This window comes from Bradyrhizobium iriomotense (genome assembly GCF_018129405.1).
In the GTDB taxonomy this organism is placed as follows: Bacteria; Pseudomonadota; Alphaproteobacteria; order Rhizobiales; family Xanthobacteraceae; genus Bradyrhizobium; species Bradyrhizobium iriomotense_B.
The window spans coordinates 1-16,373 of the sequence record NZ_JAFCLP010000019.1; the positions used below are offsets into that span (position 1 = coordinate 1).

Below are 16,373 nucleotides of genomic sequence, written 5' to 3' on the forward strand. Positions count from 1 at the left end.
TCAAGGACGTGCTGCAGCAGCTGCCGATGGAATTCGCGGTCGAAGCGCAGAAGCTGATCTCGATCTCGCTTGAAGGGTCGGTCGGCTGATCGCCGACCCCGGCGGTGCGCACCTCGCGCTCCAACATCAATTGAATAGACTGGATACCAAGATGGCTTTGCTTGAAGTGAAAGACCTGAAGGTTCGTGTCGAGGAGCGTGAGATCCTCCACGGGCTGACGCTGACCGTGAACGAGGGCGAGGTGCATGCGATCATGGGGCCGAACGGCTCCGGCAAGTCGACGCTCTCGCACGTCATCGCAGGCAAGCCCGGCTATGAGGTCACCGACGGCCAGATCCTGTTCAAGGGCGAAGACCTCCTGGAGATGGATCCGGAGGAGCGCGCCGCGAAGGGCGTGTTCCTGGCGTTCCAGTATCCGGTCGAGATTCCCGGCGTCGCCACCATGACGTTCCTGCGCACCGCGCTGAACGCGCAGCGCAAGGCGCGCGGCGAGAGCGAATATTCCACCCCGGACTTCCTGAAGAAGGTCCGCGAGGTCTCGAAGTCGCTGAACATCCCGCAGGACATGCTCAAGCGCGGCGTCAATGTCGGCTTCTCCGGCGGCGAGAAGAAGCGCAACGAGGTGCTGCAGATGGCGCTGTTCGAGCCCAGCCTGTGCATCCTCGACGAGATGGATTCCGGCCTCGACATCGACGCGCTGCGCATTGCGGCCGACGGCGTCAACGCGCTGCGCTCGCCGGGGCGTGCGATGGTCGTCATCACCCACTATCAGCGGCTGCTCAACTACATCGTGCCTGATTTCGTGCACGTGATGTCGAAGGGCCGTGTCGTGAAGAGCGGCGGCAAGGATCTGGCGCTGGAGCTGGAAGCGTCCGGCTATACCCAGTTCGAGGATGCCGCGTAAGGAAATTTGCGATGAACGTTGCTGTGGCAAAGACCGGGAACGGCCGCGCGGTGAGCGATCTCTTCGCCGGCGCCGAAGGCCGCTTGCCGGGTTCGCCGGCCGTGATCGTGGCGCGCCGCGAGGCGTTCGAGACCTATGAGCGTCTTGGCCTGCCGCACCGCCGGATCGAGGAATGGAAATACACCGATCTGCGCGCGCTGGTCGGCGAGGTGCTGCCGCTGGCAGCCAGCCCCGATGCGGCCGCGCTGAAGCGCGCCGCGGAGGCCGTGAAGGCGCATGCGATCGCGGGCGCCCGCAAGCTGGTGCTGGTCGACGGCGTGTTCGCGGCCGATCTTTCCGACGTGAAGGCGCTCGGCTCCGACATGAGCTTTAGGACGTTACGGGAGACGCTGGAGAAGGACGCCAGTCTCCTGAAGACCGCGGTCACCGATGCCGTGATCGCGCTGAACGCGGCGATGGCGACCGACGGCGTCGTGCTGTCGATTGCTGACGGCGCGCAGCTGTCCGCACCGATCCAGATCATCCACATCGCGACCGCCGCTTCCGCGTCGGCCTTCAGTCGCTCGCAGGTCGCGATCGGGAAGGGCGTTCACGCCACCATCGTCGAGAGTTTTGTTGCGGCCGGTGCCAAGGCCTATCAGGTCAACGATGCCGTGCTGCTCTCGATCGGCGATGACTCCGATGTCGCGCATATCCGCCTGATGGACGATGCACCGGACGCGCTGAACGTCACCTCGCATTTCGTCACGGTCGGTGCGAACGTGAAGCTGAACTTCTTCAACATGACGACCGGCGCGGCGGTCAGCCGCCTGCAGGGCTTCATTACGTTCTCGGGCGAGGGCAGCGAGCTCTCGGCCAATGGCGTGAACCTGCTGCAGAAGACCGAGCATGGCGACACCACGCTGCTGGTCGACCATGCCGTGCCGAACTGCGTCAGCCGCGAGACCTTCCGCGCCGTGATCGACGATCGCGCCCATTCGGTGTTCCAGGGCCGCATCATCGTCCGTCCCGACGCGCAGAAGACCGATGGCAAGATGATGACCCGTGCGCTGCTGCTCTCGGACGAAGCCGAGGCCGACAACAAGCCCGAGCTGGAAATCTTTGCCGACGACGTCTCCTGCGGCCACGGCGCCACCGCCGGTGCGCTCGATGACAGCCTGCTGTTCTACCTGAAGGCGCGCGGCCTGCCGGAGAAGCAGGCCCAGGCGCTGCTGATCCAGGCTTTCGTCGGTGAAGCGATCGAGCAGATCGCCGATGACGGTTTGCGCGAGCACGTGATCGGCATCGCCGAGCGCTGGCTGGAGCGTCGGTCATGAGCACGCATCCGGCAGTCAAGAACGGCGCCTATGACGTCGCGCGGGTGCGCCAGGACTTTCCGGCGCTCGCGATGCAGGTCTACGGCAAGCCGCTCGTCTATCTCGACAACGCAGCCTCCGCGCAGAAGCCGAGCGCCGTGCTCGATCGCATGACGCAGGCCTATACGAGCGAATACGCCAACGTGCATCGCGGCCTGCACTACCTCGCCAATGCCGCGACCGAGGCCTACGAGGGCGCGCGGACAAAGGTCGCGCAATTCGTCAACGCCCGCCGGACTGAAGAGATCATCTTCACCCGCAACGTCACCGAGGCGATCAACCTCGTGGCGTCGTCCTGGGGCGAGCCGAACATCAAGCAGGGCGACGAGATCGTCCTCTCGATCATGGAGCACCATTCCAACATCGTGCCCTGGCATTTCCTCAGGGAACGCCACGGCGCGGTGATCAAATGGGCGCCCGTCGACGACGAGGGCAACTTCCTGATCGACGAGTTCGAGAAGCTGCTGACGCCGAAGACCAAGCTCGTCGCCATCACCCAGATGTCGAACGCGCTCGGAACCTTCGTTCCGATCAAGGAGGTCGTGCGGCTGGCCCACGATCGCGGCATTCCCGTGCTGGTCGACGGTGCGCAAGGCGCGGTGCACCTGCCCATCGACGTGCAGGATCTCGACTGCGATTTCTACGCTTTTACCGGCCACAAGATTTATGGCCCGACTGGCATCGGCGCGCTCTATGCCAAACACGAGCACCTTGTCGCGATGCGGCCGTTCAATGGCGGCGGCGAGATGATCCGCGAGGTCGCGAAGGACTGGGTCACCTATGGCGACCCGCCGCACAAGTTCGAAGCTGGCACCCCGCCCATCGTCGAAGCGATCGGCCTCGGTGCCGCCATCGACTATGTCAATTCGATCGGCAAGGAGCGCATCGCCGCGCACGAGCACGACCTCGTCACCTACGCCCAGGATCGCTTGCGCGAGATCAACTCGCTGCGGCTGATCGGCACGGCGCGCGGCAAGGGCCCGGTGATCTCCTTCGAGCTCAAGGGCGCCCATGCCCATGACGTCGCTACCGTGATCGACCGCCAGGGCATTGCCGTGCGCGCCGGCACCCATTGCGTCATGCCGCTTTTAGAGCGGTTCAACGTCACGGCCACATGCCGGGCCTCGTTCGGCATGTATAATACGCGGGAAGAAGTCGATCATCTGGCACAGGCGCTGCTGAAGGCGCGGGATTTGTTCGCATGAGTGACACGGCCGAAATCAAAGCCAATCCGATGGAGACCCATTCGGCGTTGCCGCCGGAGGAGACCGAGCGGCTGACCCGCGAGATCATTGCCGGACTCAAGACCGTGTTCGACCCGGAAATCCCGGCCGACATCTACGAGCTCGGCCTGATCTACAAGGTCGAGATCAAGGACGACCGCTCCGTCGACGTCCAGATGACGCTGACGACGCCGAACTGTCCGGCCGCCGGCGAGCTGCCGACCATGGTCGAGAACGCGGTCGCCAGCGTCCCCGGCGTCGGCGTGGTCGACGTCAAGGTGGTCTGGGAACCGCCGTGGTCGCCGGAGCGCATGAGCGACGAGGCCCGCCTCGTGCTCAACATGTGGTGACGGTCTCAACGCGCATTGAATTCGTTCTGCAACGGACCACATAAACAATATGACCCAGGCAACACCAGCATCCTCACCAAAACCCCGGCGGCCGCGACCGCAGGTGATGCGGCTGACGGATGCCGCTGCCCAGCGCATCACCGAGCTGACCCAACGTGCGGACTCGGAGATCGTGGGCTTGCGCGTCGGGGTGAAGAACGGCGGCTGCGCCGGTCAGTCCTACACCGTCGAATACGCCCACGAGATACGCCCGACCGACGAGGTCGTCGAGGACAAGGGCGTCAAGATCCTGGTCGATCCCAAGGCCGTGCTGTTCCTGCTCGGCACCGAGATGGACTACAAGGCCGACAAGATGCAGGCCCAGTTCGTCTTCAACAACCCCAACCAGGTCTCCGCCTGCGGCTGCGGCGAGTCGGTCGAGCTGCGGCCGGCCAAGATCGACGGGTAAGCCCGGCTCTCTCGTTTTACTCCGCCGTCGTCCTGGCGAACGCCAGGACCCATACCGCGTGATCTCGCGGTGATGGGCGGTGTCAGTACCGACACTGGCACGACGGGCAGTCTTCGCTAAACTCCTCCCTGGGGTAATGGGTCCTGGCCTTCGCCAGGACGACGATGGGGAGGCACCCGGGCCATGGACCGCGAATTCCTGATCGACCTGTTCGCCGATTTCGGCCCCGTCACCATCCGAAAAATGTTCTCCGGCTACGGCATCTCAGCCGACGGCACCAATTTCGCGCTGTCGCTGCGTGCGGGCCTGTTCTTGCGCGCCGACGAGGCGACCATCCCGGACTTTGAAGCCGAAGGCTCAAAGCCGTTCCAGTATTCGACCCGTGCCAAGACCGTGGTGGTCAACTCCTACTGGGAGCTGCCGGCGCGCCTGTTCGACGATTCCACCGAGCTTGCCCAATGGGCGAGGGCGGCGCTCGCCGCCGCCCAGCGCGCCAAGGTGAAGAAGCGGCCGAAGGGGAAAAAGGTGGCGAAGAAGGCCGCAAAAAGGGCGGCGGCGAAGAAGCCCGCTGCCAAGAAGAAGCGTCCGGCCAAGAAAGCGACCAAGAAAACGGTGCGGTAGGGTGGGCAAAGCGAAAGCGTGCCCACCATTCACGAACGTGATGCTGGAGAGATGGTGGGCACGGCGCTACCGCGCCTTTGCCCACCCTACGAGACCTTAGTCCACCGCCTTGGTCAGGCCGACCCTCATATCCTTGGCCGTGAAGATGCGGGTGCTGTCGGCAAGCACGCGGCCGTCGGCAATTCCGAGCACCAGCTTGCCGCGCCGGACCATGCGCATCGCGACCTCGTAGCGCACGCTCTTTGTATCGCGTGTGATTTCGCCCGTGCACTCCACGTCGCCGACGCCGATGGCGCGGCCCTTGCCCGGCGAGCCCGACCAGCCGAGCCAATAGCCGATCATCTGCCACATGGCGTCGAGGCCCAGGGAGGGCGGCATGATCGGGTCGCCGCGAAAATGGCAATCGAAGAACCAGTGGCCTGGTGTGATGTCGAGTTCGCCGACGATATGGCCCTTGCTGAATTCGCCGCCATCCAAACTGATCTCGGTGATGCGGTCCATCATCAGCATCGGCGGTGCCGGCAATTGCGCATTGCCCGGGCCGAAATAGCCGCCTTCGCTCGATCTCAGCAGCTCGTCCCGGGTGTAGGACGGCTGCGGCGTGTGGAAGTCATGAGGATTGGGCACGACGACAAGTCCTCGCGGGCAGGCGGCGAGGAGGATGTTGTTCGTCAGGTCGGAATGTCAAGCGGCTCGGCTTCCGCTCACGCCACCCGGCTGTGGCTCTCGACCGCGAATTCCGGATCGGCTTCGCAGATCACGCGGTTGCGGCCGTTGCGCTTGGCGGCGTAGAGGCAAGCGTCCGCACGCTCGATCAGCGCGTCGGTGTCGTCGCCCTGCTTGAGCATGGAGACGCCGACGGAGATGGTGACGCGGCCGAGAATCTCGCCGGTCGATTTCTTCTTCAATTCCTTCGCCATCACCGCTCGGCGGATGTGATCAGCGACGGTCAGAGCCTGGCGCAGCGCGGTGTTGGGCAGCACCACCGCGAATTCCTCGCCGCCATAGCGCGCGGTGATGTCCTGGCCTTTGATGGTCTGCTTCAGCGACAGGCCGACGAGCCGCAGCACCTGGTCGCCGGTGAGATGGCCGTAGGAATCGTTGAACGACTTGAAGTGATCGATGTCGAACAGCAGCAGCGACAGCGGCTCGCCCGAGGCGAGCGCGCTCTGCACGGCCATGCCGATCATGCGGTCGAAATATTTGCGGTTGCCGAGGCCCGTGAGCGGGTCGGTCAGGCTCTCGGCGCGGATCGCCTCCAGACTCTGCTGGAGATTGCTGATCTCGTTCTTCGACAGCGTCAGGCGGTCTTCCAGCGCCTTGTTGGTCTCGCGCATCTTACTGGTCGAACGCATCAGCGTCTCGACGATCGCCTTGATCTGCTCGCGGCTCTTGGCCGACGACAGCTTTTCGGACGCGCCCGACAGGCTGGCATCGTAGGAGCCGGTCATCCCGAGCGCATCGCTGAGTACCCGCATCACGTCGTCGATCTCGCCGATGACGCGCGCGCCGACCTTGTCGATGCGGTCGGTGGTCTTGATGTGGGAGAGATAGGTCTCGTAGATCTGCTCGAGATCGGCTTCGGTCAGCTTGCCGTGGCGCGCCAGCGTCTCGTTGACGATCTTGTTGAGCGGCGCGTTGTAGCCGGTGGCGTAGACGTACCAGATCTCGTAATTGCGGGGAATTGCGGTCTGGCGGAGCGAGCGGATCTGACCGAGCGCTACCTCGGCGAACGCCATCGTGCGTTCGTGTTCGTCGAGAACCTTGACCACGGAACATACCCCACAGCGGTCGGTGCGCCCTCGACCGCAGTAATGCTTAAATTATGTTCGTAGGCTAACGGACGATCGTGAACACCCCGTAAATATACGTTCACGAATGCGTCTGAAAAATTGAGCGGCAGTCTGTCTCAACCAGCCTGAAGCGCGTCGCGCTTCAGGCGCCGGCGGGGGAGCGAACCGGCCGCAGCAGGAATGCCGGCAGGTGCGAGTGATCGCCCGGCTCGGTGTCGACCTCGCGCTGGCGGCGCGGCTCGGGACGGCCGATCGACGGCACATGCGAATTGTTGGCCTGCGCGCGCGCACCATGACGCGGCTCGGATGATGGCCTGGTTTCGCGCTGAGGCCTTGCCTCGCGTGCAGGCCTCGCCTCGGCGGCGGGCCGTGCTTCGCCGCGCGCCTCGTGGCTGCGCTCGCGGTCGTGACCGCGACGCTCGCCGCGCTGCGGCTTGCCGCGTCCGCCACGCGAACGCTCACGGCCGCGCTGCTCGCGCGGACGCTCGATCGCATCGCCGGCTTCTGCGTGCACTTCGTAATCGCCTTCGGCGCGCGGAATGCTCTGGCCGATCAGCTTCTCGATCGCGGCCATCGACTTCTGGTCGAGCGGCGTCACGATCGAGATCGCGGTGCCGGTGCGGCCGGCGCGGCCGGTGCGGCCGATGCGGTGGACGTAGTCGTCGGCGTGGTGGGGGACGTCGAAATTGAAGACGTGGCTGACCTCGGGAATGTCGAGGCCGCGGGCGGCAACGTCGGAAGCGACGAGGAGCGGCAGCTCGCCCTTGCGGAACTGGTCGAGCGCGGCCATGCGGGCCGGCTGGTCCATGTCGCCATGCAGCGCGCCGACGCTGAAGCCGTGCTTCTGAAGCGACTTGTGAACGATCGCGACCTCGCGCTTGCGATTGCAGAAGATGATCGCGTTCTTGAGGTCCTTGGCCTCGCGCAGCAGGCGGCGAAGCAATTCACGCTTCTCGTGCGCTTCGCGTCCGGCGGGCACCTGGGCCTGGGTGACGGTGACGGCGGTGGTGGCGGGCCGGGAGACCTCGACCTTCTGCGGATTGTGCAAGAAGGCTTCGGTGATGCGCCGGATCTCCGGCGGCATGGTCGCGGTGAAGAACAGGGTCTGCCGCGTGAAGGGGACGAGCTTGCAGATGCGCTCGATGTCGGGAATGAAGCCCATGTCCAGCATGCGGTCGGCTTCGTCGATGACAAGCAGCTCGACGCCGGTGAGCAGGAGGCCGCCGCGCTCGGTATGGTCGAGCAGGCGGCCCGGGGTGGCGATCAGCACGTCGACGCCGCGCATCAGCTTGGCATCCTGGTCGCCGAAGGAGACGCCGCCGATCAGGAGGGCGACGTTGAGTTTCTGGCCGGCGCCGTAGCGGTCGAAGTTTTCCTTCACCTGCGCCGCGAGCTCGCGGGTCGGCTCCAGGATCAGCGTGCGCGGCATCCGCGCCCGGGCGCGGCCCTTTTCGAGGATGGTGAGCATCGGCAGCACGAAAGCCGCGGTCTTGCCGGTGCCGGTCTGGGCGATGCCGAGCACGTCCTTGCGTGCGAGGACGTGGGGGATCGCCTGTTCCTGAATGGGGGTGGGGTTGGTGTAACCGGTGGCCGCCACTGCGGCGAGGACTTTTTCGGACAGTCCGAGATTTGAAAAGGACATTGAGCCTCTGGTCGAAACCGCCGTTCGGAATCGAGGGTAATAAGGCTGGTCGCGTTCCACCCCGAAACGGCGCGCTCTCTAGGAAGCTGGGGGTGCTGACTCACGCGAACAAAGCGCAAGGCCCAGGAATCGCTCTTCGATCTGAGCCGCGTCGCCCCGGAACATAGGCGGGAATTGGCCAAAGTCAATGGAGCAGGCGCGGGAAGGCCCTAAAAACCCTGAGGTTTTTGCCCAAATCCCGGGCATGGCTGGGATTTCCGCCTCGGCCATGGGCTGGGCGGCGGCCGCCGGGGAGACCAGCTAATGCCCTTCGGAACCCTGGGCCCGGAAGTCGCCGGGGGCCATCCCGTAGGCTGCGTTGAAAACCCGGTAATAGGTCGCCAGGCTCTCGAAGCCGCAGGCGGTGGCGATGTCGGCGATCAGCCGCTCCGGCGCCTCCCGCATCAGGCGGCGGCTCTGCTTGAGGCGCTGGTCGGTCACGGTCTGCGAAAAGCTCTTCTCGGCGGCCTCGAACAGCATGTGCAGGTGCCGCAGGGACACACCGAGCAGATCGGCGACCATTGCCGGCGCGAGGTTCGGGTCTTGCAGGTGGCGCGCGATCAGGCGCCGCGCCTGCGACAGGCGTGCTGTCCGCAGGGCAGCCTGTCCGAGCCGGCTACCCGGCCGCACGATGCCGCGCTCGATCAGTGCCAGATGCGCCAGAGCCTGCACCAGGGAGGCCTGAGCTAGGGAGGCCTGAGCCAGGGAGCCCTGGGCACCGTTGGCCCCGTCGTCAGCCGCGGCGGCCTCACCGAGATCGGCAAAGCAGGCTCCGAGCAGAGGCGCCAGGCTGGGATCGTTGAACGTTCGGGCCGACAGCTCGCGCATGCGCTTGTCCTGCGCCGGGATGCTGCTCACGGGAATCTTCAGGATCCGCAAATGGAAGCCGCCGTTCCCGAGCGGCACGGTGCGATAGGGCAGGTCGGTATGGCTGGTGGCGAAGCTGCCATTGGCGATCGAAAAATCGCTGCCGCGCATGCCGCCGAACCAGCCGCCGCTGCCGAGCTGCTGGTAGACGCAGATGCTGTCGCTGGGCGCGTAGGCGATGTCGGTGGTGCTGCGCTCCACCGTATAGTGCGAGGCCTTCAGCTCGACGAGGCCGGCGCCGCCGAGCTGGCGCAGCGAGAACTCGCCGTAGAAGTCCGCGCGTCGCTCGCGCTTGAGCTCGGCGGTGACGCCGAACAGTCCCTTGGACCGGACTTCGCGCCAATAGTCGAAGCGGTCATGCGGCTCGACCTCGTCGGTACACCAGCGATACACGGCAGCCCCTCGCGTCCGGTACGATTGCCCGGGAAAACTAAGAAAAAGCAGATTCCGATGGAATCTGCCATAGGTCATACGATGGAACCGAAGAGGTGGCTGTTGAACCGTCAATGCGGCTGGGCCGACTATCACAGCAACGGCAGGGGTTCCGATCAACGAGGCCGTTCTCTAACGGGATGTTTTCGATGACGCGTCGGCTTTTCAGGATTCTGGCGGCCCTCGGCCTCGCGGCTAGCCTCTGCGGCACCGCGCTGCCCGCTCATGCCGAGAAGCGCGTCGCGCTGGTCGTCGGCAACAACGACTACAAGAACGTCCCGAAGCTCCTCAAGGCCGTCAACGACGCCCGCACCATGGGCGACACGCTGAAGCAGCTCGGCTTCTCCGTGATGGTGGCCGAGAACCAGAGCCGGCAGCAATTCTCCGAGACGTTGCTCGCCTTCGACCGGACGGTCGAGCCCGGCGACACCGCGTTCTTCTTCTACGCCGGCCACGGTTTCGAGATCGCGGGCCAGAACTATCTGCTGCCGACCGACGTGCCGGCGGCGACGGAAGGACAGGAAGAGCTGGTGCGCGACGCCTCGATCCTGGCCGACCGTATCGTCGAGCGTCTCCAGAACAAGAAGGCGCGGACCTCGATCCTGGTGTTCGACGCCTGCCGCAACAATCCGTTCGAACGATCAGGCACGCGCGCGGTCGCCGGCGGCGGCGGGCTCGCGCCGATGACGCAGCTGCCCGAAGGCGTGTTCTCGGTGTTCTCGGCCGGGCCCCGACAGACCGCGCTCGATCGGCTCTCCAACGACGACGCCAATCCCAATTCGGTGTTCACGCGCACTTTCGCCAAGCAGCTGCTCGAACCCGGCGAGAACCTCGTGCAGGTGGCACAGCGCACCCGCCGTCTCGTCAGCGAGATGGCCGACACCGTCAGGCACAAGCAGGTGCCGGTTTATTTCGACCAGATGGTCGACGACGTCTTCCTCAGCGGCATCGCCAAGGACGCGGCCGCGCGCCCGGCCGATCCACCGCAGAAGGTGGCGGCCTTGCCGCCGGTGTCGGTGCCGCGCGTGCCGAAGGAGGAAACCACCAACGCGCCGATCGCGAGCTTCTCGCGCCACAATGGCGGCTGGAGCGTGGTGTTCTCCTTCGCCGATCCGACGCTCGGGATTTCCTGGCGCATGGCGGGCAAGGGCGATTTCCGCGAGACCGGCTTCATCGACACGCTCGATCCGCGCACGCGCAAGCGGATGCCGAACCCGTCGATCGAGCTGCCGCCGGATGCTGCGGCCGGCACCATCGAGGTCCGCTATGTCGACCAGGCCGGCGACATGCAGGGCCCGTTCCCGATCAGGTTCGATCCCGAGGCCGCGCTGATCCGCGACCAGCGCAAGATCCTCGACATGACCTCGACGAGTTGGCTGTCGTTCCGGGAGTTCAACGGGCTGCTGGTCTACTACACGCATCTCGTCTCGTATCGCTGCGCGATCCGCGAGGTGCGCATCGGCATCGACACCGCCGTGCCCAACCAGGTGCTGAAGATGCCGAATTGCGACATGCGCGACCCCAGCGCGATCAGCGCCGGCATGCCGCTCTACATGAAGCTTGCCCCGGCCACGCAGTTCGTCTCGGTCGAGCTGACCTATCGCGACGGCAGCGTCTCGGAGATCAAGAGCTTTCGGGCCGCGAACCGCAGCAACAACTGACGATTCATCCCAATCTCATCGCGCTTTAGGCGCGCCGCTTTCTGAACAAGCGCTTGATGGACTCGACGGCTTCGATCAAGGGGGGCGCCAGCGAGAGGAACGCGCCCATCGCGATCGAGATGACGACGTGACGCAGCAGGAGCTTCTCCTGCTCCTCGAATGGATAGCCGTTCTGCTTGATGGGAACTGGCGCCAGCGTGCCGGTCGGGCCTGGGTCGGGCTTCCGCGGCTTGCGCGGCGGGATCATGATCACGACGAAAAGCACGTTGATCAGGATCCACACGCCGAGCAGTATAAGGATCGTCCGCACTTCAATTTCCTGAAAGCAATCTAATTTGCTGCAACGCTAACGGGCATTCACAGCTGCGGCAAATTAAACTTGCCTGCTGCACCGCACAGAAAACTTAGATCGTAAATGAGCGCGGCCTTGAACCCGAGTTCCTCCGTAAGAGTCCGGTGTTGTGTCGTCGGCGGCGGGCCCGCCGGCATGATGCTCGCCTATCTCCTCGGGCGTGCCGGTATCGACGTCGTGGTGCTGGAGAAGCACGCGGATTTCTTCCGCGACTTTCGCGGCGACACCGTGCATCCCTCGACGCTTCAGGTGATGGATGAGCTCGGCCTGATCGACGGCTTCCTGAAGCTGCCGCATCAACGCTTGCAGAAGATGGATGGACTGTTCGGCGGTACGCCGGTGCGGATCGCCGATCTCAGCCGGCTGCACACCAAGTACCCGTTCATCGCCTTCATGCCGCAATGGGACTTCCTGAATTTCCTGCGCGAAGAGGGCCGGCGCTTCGCCTCGCTCAAGGTGATGATGAACACCGAAGCCGTCGATCTGATCCGCCGCGGCGACACCATCGCCGGCGTGCGGGCGAAGACGCCGGACGGCGCCATCGACATCGAGGCCGATCTCACCGTCGCCTGCGACGGCCGGCATTCGACGGTACGCGAGCGCGCCGGCCTCGAGGTCGAGGAGGTCGGTGCGCCGATGGACGTGCTGTGGTTCCGCGCCAGCCGCAAGGCTGACGAGACCGAGAACCTGTTTGCGCGCATCGAGCCCGGCAAGATGATGATCACCTTCGACCGCGGCGACTACTGGCAATGCGCCTATGTCATCGCCAAGGGGCAGTACGATGCGGTGAAGGCGAGGGGATTGCAGGCGCTGCTCGACGACGTCGTGCGCATGGCGCCGGTGCTTCGATCCGGCATTGCCGATGTGAAGAGCTTTGACGACATCAAGCTGCTCACCGTCGCGATCAATCGCCTCGAGCGCTGGACGCGGCCGGGCCTGCTTCTCATCGGCGATGCCGCCCATGCGATGTCGCCGGTCGGCGGCGTCGGCGTCAATCTCGCCGTGCAGGATGCGGTCGCGACCGCCAATCTGCTCGCGGACAAGCTTGGGCGCGGTTGCCCGTCCGAGGATGAGCTCGACGCCGTGCGGCGCCGGCGCGAGTTCCCGGTGAGAATGACGCAACGCATGCAGGTGGTCGTGCAGAACAACATCATCAGCGGCGCCCTGCAGGGCGGCGATCGGCCGCTGAAGGTGCCGCTGATCGTGCGCCTCATCACCGCGCTGCCGTGGCTGCAGGGCATTCCGGCGCGGCTGATCGCGCTCGGTGTGCGGCCCGAGCACGTGCAGTCGAAGGCCGCCCCCGGCATCGTAAGCGCCGCAATTCGGTAGGGATAATGTCGCGTTAAATCGCGCGTGACGCGTTGCGTGCGTGCAACAGCGCCGGCGGATTCAAGGCGCGCCGATCGCCAATCCGGCGTCTTAACTTTCTTGATTCAAATTTGAGTAAGAGTTGCGTGTGAGCGTGCGCCCATCAAAGGACACGGGGTGTACCATGCGTAACAAATTGATTGCCGCCTTCGCTTGCACGACCGCTCTGGTTTCGACCGGCGCTGCGTCCGCCGCCGATCTCGGTGCGCGTTACACGAAGGCGCCTGCCTATGTCGAGCCGCTGTTCAACTGGACCGGTTTCTATGTCGGCGGCCACATCGGTGGCGCATGGACCAACGAGCAGTTCATCAACAACGGGACTGGTGCGGCGTTCGGCGATTTGCTCCCGGGCGAGGGCTATCGCCAGCGCAAGTCGGGCATCATGGGCGGCGCCCAGATCGGCTACAACTGGCAGGCCAACAACTTCGTGTTCGGCATGGAAGGCACCATCTCCGGCCTCGACAACAAGGGCACGGTCGTGAACACCGCGTTCGCCCCGGCGAACGACGTGTTCTCCTGGCGTGCAAATGTGCTGGCGACGGTCGTCGGTCGCGCCGGCTTCGCCGTGCAGAACAACCTCTTCTACATCAAGGGCGGCTACGCGGGCGTCAACAACCGGCTCTCGGTCACTGACCCGGTCGTGACGGCGACGGGCGGTCAGACTCACTGGGCCAATGGCTGGACCGTCGGCGCCGGCTGGGAATACGGCGTCACCCGCAACTGGATCGTCGGCCTCGAATACAACTACGCTGCCTTCGGCAGCCAGACCTATCAGCTCGGCGGCCTCGCGGGTAATTACACCTTCGATGCCAAGCCGCGCGACATCCAGTGGGCCGTCGTGCGCGCGAGCTACAAGTTCGACGCGCCGGTCATCGCGCGCTACTGAGCAACCAACGACCAATCAGCAAAAGAAGACGATCTCTGCCAAATTCAAAGCCCCGGCATCGCCGGGGCTTCTTTTTTGCGCGTCGCTTTCGTGTCTCAGGCCATCACCGAGAACCCGCCATCGACGGGGATCGCGGTGCCCGTGACGAAGTTGGACGCAGGCGAGGCGAGGAACACCGCGATGCCGGCGAAATCGTCGATGTCGCCCCAGCGGCCGGCAGGCGTGCGCGCCAAAACCCGCTCGTGCAATCCCGCCACCTGCTGCCGTGCGCCGCGAGTGAGGTCGGTGTCGATCCAGCCCGGCAGGATGGCGTTGACCTGAATGTTGTCGGGAGCCCAGGCATTGGCGCAGGCGCGCGTGTATTGCACGATGCCGCCCTTGCTCGCCGCATAGGCGGTCGCAAAGCTCGCGCCGAAGATCGACATCATCGAGCCGATATTGATCACCTTGCCGTTGCCGGACGCCTTCAGCGCCGGATAGGCCAGCTTCGAGCACACGAAGGCGCTGGTGAGGTTGGTGTCGATCACCTTGTTCCACTCGTCGAGCTCGAGCTCATGCGGCGGCTTGCGGATGCTCATACCGGCATTGTTGATGAGAATGTCGATGCGGCCGAATTCCTCGGTGACGCGGTCGATCATGGCGGCGACGGCCGCCTTGTCGGTCACGTCGGTGGCAACCGCAATCGCCTTCACGCCGCGCTGCTTGAGATCGGCAACGGCCGCGGCCGACTTGGTTTCGTTGCGTCCGACCACGGCGATATTGGCGCCGGCGTCGGCAAGTCCGTGCGCCAGGCCAAGCCCGATGCCGCCATTGCCTCCTGTGACGACCGCGACCTTGCCGCGAAGATCGAACCGGTTGGATGTCATGCTGTATTCCCTGGTTTCTTCTATTGGTTGCTCTGCCAGATCAGCACCAGCCCAAAGCCGGCCATGGCTGCGCCATAGCCCGCCCATTGCAGCTGGTTGACCATGAAGCTCGATCGCGGCCAGGGAACGGTGCCCGTGCCCTGTCCGATCCAGAGCAGCCCGACGGCAGTCGCAAACAGGCCTGCTACAAGCAGAAATCTGCGCATGCGTTCCTCCCGTCGGTCTGCTTCTGTCGCGGTCCACGGCATCAAAGATTGCCGCAGTCACGAAAACTTCGGCTCAGACTAGCCGCAGCGTCGGTTCGGATACAATGGGCCGTGGCCGCAAGGCTGCGAGGAGGACACATGTCCGTGCGCAAGGTGATCCCCGCAACGAAAAAGCCCCGGACGATGCCGGGGCTTTGACGTCTGAATGTGAGATCAGATCAGTACTTCGCGACGACCGGACCGGTCCAGTTGAAGCGGTAGACCAGCGAGGTCGAGATCGTCTGGTTCCAGCTGTTGGCGCGGATGCTGTTGGCGAGCGGGACGTTGCCGACGTCGGACAGCTCGGTCTGGGTCTTGGCGTTGTAGAAGGCCGAACGATACTCGGTCTTCATGAACCAGCCGGGCGAGGTGATGCCGAAGATGTTCAGGCTGTTCTCGACGCCGCCGCCGATGAACCAGCCGTTGCGGTTGTAGCTGCCGAGGTGAGCACCGGCCGGCACGCCAGCCAGGGTCAGGAAGTTGGTCTGGCCGAAGTGAGCGCCGGAGTAACCGCCGTTGACGTAGGAGAGAACGTTCGGGGCGACCAGCCAACCGAGGCGAACACCGGCGGCCCAGGAGTCTTCCAGCTTCTGGTTGCCGGTCCAGCCATTGATCGGATCCTGAACCGTGGCGCGGATGCTGCCGAACTGACCGTCAGCGAACACGCCGGCGACCCAGGTGCCGCTGAACTGCCAGTCGTAGCCGAGACCGACGGTGCCGAACCAGCCCGAGCCACCCTGGCGCTGGGTGATCGTCAGCGGAACCGCGCCGACCGTGGTCTGGACGGACTGGTCGGCGTTCGAGAGGCCACCGCCGCCGCCGCCGAAGATGTAGAAGCCGGTCCAGTTGGCGACGGGCGCCGCAACCGGGGCCTTCACGTAGGGACGGGCAGCAAGGTCGGCCGCCGAGGCCGAACCGGTCATTGCCGCAACCGCGGTCAGAGCCAGCAAAATCTTCTTCATGATAAAATCCCCAACCTTGGTCTGCAGCAGGCGCGAGCGCACTGAAGTTCGTGTCATCTGATGCCCGAACTATAGACGTTTCCCGTCGAAAAGCTGTTGCGTGGCAGGCACAGTCGCCGGAAAACGCCGGTCGGCAGGGTTTTAGCGTGACGATGCAGGACATCAGGAAAGTCACGTAATATCAATATCTTACGAAGATCAGCGAGCTGCGGATCCGGGTAAGTTTTCGTTAGCAAATTCGGTTTTGTCCGAAACGGAGGCAAACCTGCTCAGCCTTTGCCGCCGCTGAGTCGCTGGCCGAGTCGCGCTCCGGCAGGAATCGCCGGGACGGGCGGCATCGTCCCCCACATGAAAAAGCC

17 protein-coding genes are annotated in these 16,373 nt (G+C 64.6%); 9 read left to right on the forward strand and 8 right to left on the reverse strand.

Annotated elements, in window-relative coordinates; translation table 11 throughout:
- The first annotated feature begins 151 nt into the window (after positions 1-151).
- The 6 genes from sufC to JQ592_RS29355 all read left to right on the forward strand — a co-directional run bounded on the left by sufC (position 152) and on the right by JQ592_RS29355 (position 4,901).
- Positions 152-904 carry a Fe-S cluster assembly ATPase SufC gene (gene sufC, locus JQ592_RS29330; RefSeq protein WP_211406260.1) on the forward strand — a complete coding sequence of 251 codons (753 nt, stop codon included), beginning with the start codon at positions 152-154 and terminating at the stop codon, positions 902-904.
- An 11-nt stretch (positions 905-915) separates the two neighbouring features.
- Positions 916-2,220 carry a Fe-S cluster assembly protein SufD gene (sufD, locus tag JQ592_RS29335; protein ID WP_211406261.1) on the forward strand — a complete coding sequence of 435 codons (1,305 nt, stop codon included), beginning with the start codon at positions 916-918 and terminating at the stop codon, positions 2,218-2,220.
- Positions 2,217-3,464 (forward strand): cysteine desulfurase, encoded by a 1,248-nt coding sequence (locus JQ592_RS29340; RefSeq protein WP_211406262.1) that lies wholly within the window; start codon positions 2,217-2,219, stop codon positions 3,462-3,464. The genes sufD and JQ592_RS29340 overlap by 4 nt, the downstream gene beginning before the upstream one ends.
- On the forward strand, positions 3,461-3,832 hold the full coding sequence (locus JQ592_RS29345) for an SUF system Fe-S cluster assembly protein (protein WP_018641712.1): 372 nt from the start codon (positions 3,461-3,463) through the stop codon (positions 3,830-3,832). Before JQ592_RS29340 ends, JQ592_RS29345 begins: the two co-directional genes overlap by 4 nt.
- A 49-nt stretch (positions 3,833-3,881) precedes the next feature.
- Complete coding sequence (locus JQ592_RS29350; RefSeq protein ID WP_026311794.1) at positions 3,882-4,280, forward strand: HesB/IscA family protein; 399 nt, start codon at positions 3,882-3,884, stop codon at positions 4,278-4,280.
- A gap of 183 nt (positions 4,281-4,463) precedes the next feature.
- Complete coding sequence (locus JQ592_RS29355) at positions 4,464-4,901, forward strand: TfoX/Sxy family protein (protein ID WP_211406263.1); 438 nt, start codon at positions 4,464-4,466, stop codon at positions 4,899-4,901.
- A gap of 96 nt (positions 4,902-4,997) precedes the next feature.
- Here JQ592_RS29355 and fabA read toward each other — a convergent pair whose 3' ends face one another.
- The 4 genes from fabA to JQ592_RS29375 form a co-directional block, all read right to left on the reverse strand.
- A complete protein-coding gene (gene fabA, locus JQ592_RS29360) occupies positions 4,998-5,528 on the reverse strand; it encodes a bifunctional 3-hydroxydecanoyl-ACP dehydratase/trans-2-decenoyl-ACP isomerase (protein WP_211406264.1) in 531 nt (176 codons plus the stop codon).
- Positions 5,529-5,605: 77 nt separating this feature from the next.
- Positions 5,606-6,673 (reverse strand): GGDEF domain-containing protein, encoded by a 1,068-nt coding sequence (locus JQ592_RS29365; protein ID WP_211406265.1) that lies wholly within the window; start codon positions 6,671-6,673, stop codon positions 5,606-5,608.
- 163 nt (positions 6,674-6,836) lie between these two features.
- Positions 6,837-8,336, reverse strand: coding sequence for a DEAD/DEAH box helicase (locus tag JQ592_RS29370; RefSeq protein ID WP_211406266.1), 1,500 nt, complete (start codon positions 8,334-8,336; stop codon positions 6,837-6,839).
- A gap of 300 nt (positions 8,337-8,636) precedes the next feature.
- Entirely contained in the window at positions 8,637-9,635 is a 999-nt protein-coding gene (locus tag JQ592_RS29375) for a helix-turn-helix transcriptional regulator (RefSeq protein WP_211406267.1), read from the reverse strand.
- Positions 9,636-9,823: 188 nt separating this feature from the next.
- Between JQ592_RS29375 and JQ592_RS29380 the strand changes: the two genes are divergently transcribed.
- Entirely contained in the window at positions 9,824-11,335 is a 1,512-nt protein-coding gene (locus JQ592_RS29380) for a caspase family protein (RefSeq protein WP_211406268.1), read from the forward strand.
- A gap of 25 nt (positions 11,336-11,360) precedes the next feature.
- On the opposite strand, the gene JQ592_RS29385 is transcribed toward JQ592_RS29380, so the two are convergent.
- Complete coding sequence (locus JQ592_RS29385; protein WP_211406269.1) at positions 11,361-11,645, reverse strand: hypothetical protein; 285 nt, start codon at positions 11,643-11,645, stop codon at positions 11,361-11,363.
- Between the two features lie 105 nt (positions 11,646-11,750).
- On the opposite strand from JQ592_RS29385, the gene JQ592_RS29390 reads away from it, so the two are divergent.
- Both JQ592_RS29390 and JQ592_RS29395 read left to right on the forward strand, forming a co-directional pair.
- On the forward strand, positions 11,751-13,016 hold the full coding sequence (locus JQ592_RS29390; protein ID WP_211406270.1) for an FAD-dependent oxidoreductase: 1,266 nt from the start codon (positions 11,751-11,753) through the stop codon (positions 13,014-13,016).
- A gap of 163 nt (positions 13,017-13,179) precedes the next feature.
- Positions 13,180-13,941 (forward strand): outer membrane protein, encoded by a 762-nt coding sequence (locus JQ592_RS29395; protein ID WP_211406271.1) that lies wholly within the window; start codon positions 13,180-13,182, stop codon positions 13,939-13,941.
- A 95-nt stretch (positions 13,942-14,036) separates the two neighbouring features.
- Here JQ592_RS29395 and JQ592_RS29400 read toward each other — a convergent pair whose 3' ends face one another.
- The 3 genes from JQ592_RS29400 to JQ592_RS29410 all read right to left on the reverse strand — a co-directional run bounded on the left by JQ592_RS29400 (position 14,037) and on the right by JQ592_RS29410 (position 16,014).
- A complete protein-coding gene (locus tag JQ592_RS29400) occupies positions 14,037-14,807 on the reverse strand; it encodes an SDR family NAD(P)-dependent oxidoreductase (RefSeq protein WP_211406272.1) in 771 nt (256 codons plus the stop codon).
- A gap of 20 nt (positions 14,808-14,827) precedes the next feature.
- Positions 14,828-15,013, reverse strand: coding sequence for a hypothetical protein (locus tag JQ592_RS29405; protein ID WP_018641722.1), 186 nt, complete (start codon positions 15,011-15,013; stop codon positions 14,828-14,830).
- A gap of 218 nt (positions 15,014-15,231) precedes the next feature.
- Entirely contained in the window at positions 15,232-16,014 is a 783-nt protein-coding gene (locus JQ592_RS29410; protein WP_211406273.1) for an outer membrane protein, read from the reverse strand.
- Positions 16,015-16,373 lie beyond the last annotated feature (359 nt).

Bases quoted from the DNA above. Each gene is read 5' to 3' on its own strand.
- sufC (WP_211406260.1), top strand. From the start codon at position 152: ATGGCTTTGCTTGAAGTGAAAGACCTGAAGGTTCGTGTCGAGGAGCGT.
- sufD (WP_211406261.1), top strand. From the start codon at position 916: ATGAACGTTGCTGTGGCAAAGACCGGGAACGGCCGCGCGGTGAGCGAT.
- JQ592_RS29340 (WP_211406262.1), top strand. From the start codon at position 2,217: ATGAGCACGCATCCGGCAGTCAAGAACGGCGCCTATGACGTCGCGCGG.
- JQ592_RS29345 (WP_018641712.1), top strand. From the start codon at position 3,461: ATGAGTGACACGGCCGAAATCAAAGCCAATCCGATGGAGACCCATTCG.
- JQ592_RS29350 (WP_026311794.1), top strand. From the start codon at position 3,882: ATGACCCAGGCAACACCAGCATCCTCACCAAAACCCCGGCGGCCGCGA.
- JQ592_RS29355 (WP_211406263.1), top strand. From the start codon at position 4,464: ATGGACCGCGAATTCCTGATCGACCTGTTCGCCGATTTCGGCCCCGTC.
- JQ592_RS29370 (WP_211406266.1), bottom strand. From the start codon at position 8,336: ATGTCCTTTTCAAATCTCGGACTGTCCGAAAAAGTCCTCGCCGCAGTG.
- JQ592_RS29380 (WP_211406268.1), top strand. From the start codon at position 9,824: ATGACGCGTCGGCTTTTCAGGATTCTGGCGGCCCTCGGCCTCGCGGCT.
- JQ592_RS29390 (WP_211406270.1), top strand. From the start codon at position 11,751: ATGAGCGCGGCCTTGAACCCGAGTTCCTCCGTAAGAGTCCGGTGTTGT.
- JQ592_RS29395 (WP_211406271.1), top strand. From the start codon at position 13,180: ATGCGTAACAAATTGATTGCCGCCTTCGCTTGCACGACCGCTCTGGTT.
- JQ592_RS29400 (WP_211406272.1), bottom strand. From the start codon at position 14,807: ATGACATCCAACCGGTTCGATCTTCGCGGCAAGGTCGCGGTCGTCACA.
- JQ592_RS29405 (WP_018641722.1), bottom strand. From the start codon at position 15,013: ATGCGCAGATTTCTGCTTGTAGCAGGCCTGTTTGCGACTGCCGTCGGG.
- JQ592_RS29410 (WP_211406273.1), bottom strand. From the start codon at position 16,014: ATGAAGAAGATTTTGCTGGCTCTGACCGCGGTTGCGGCAATGACCGGT.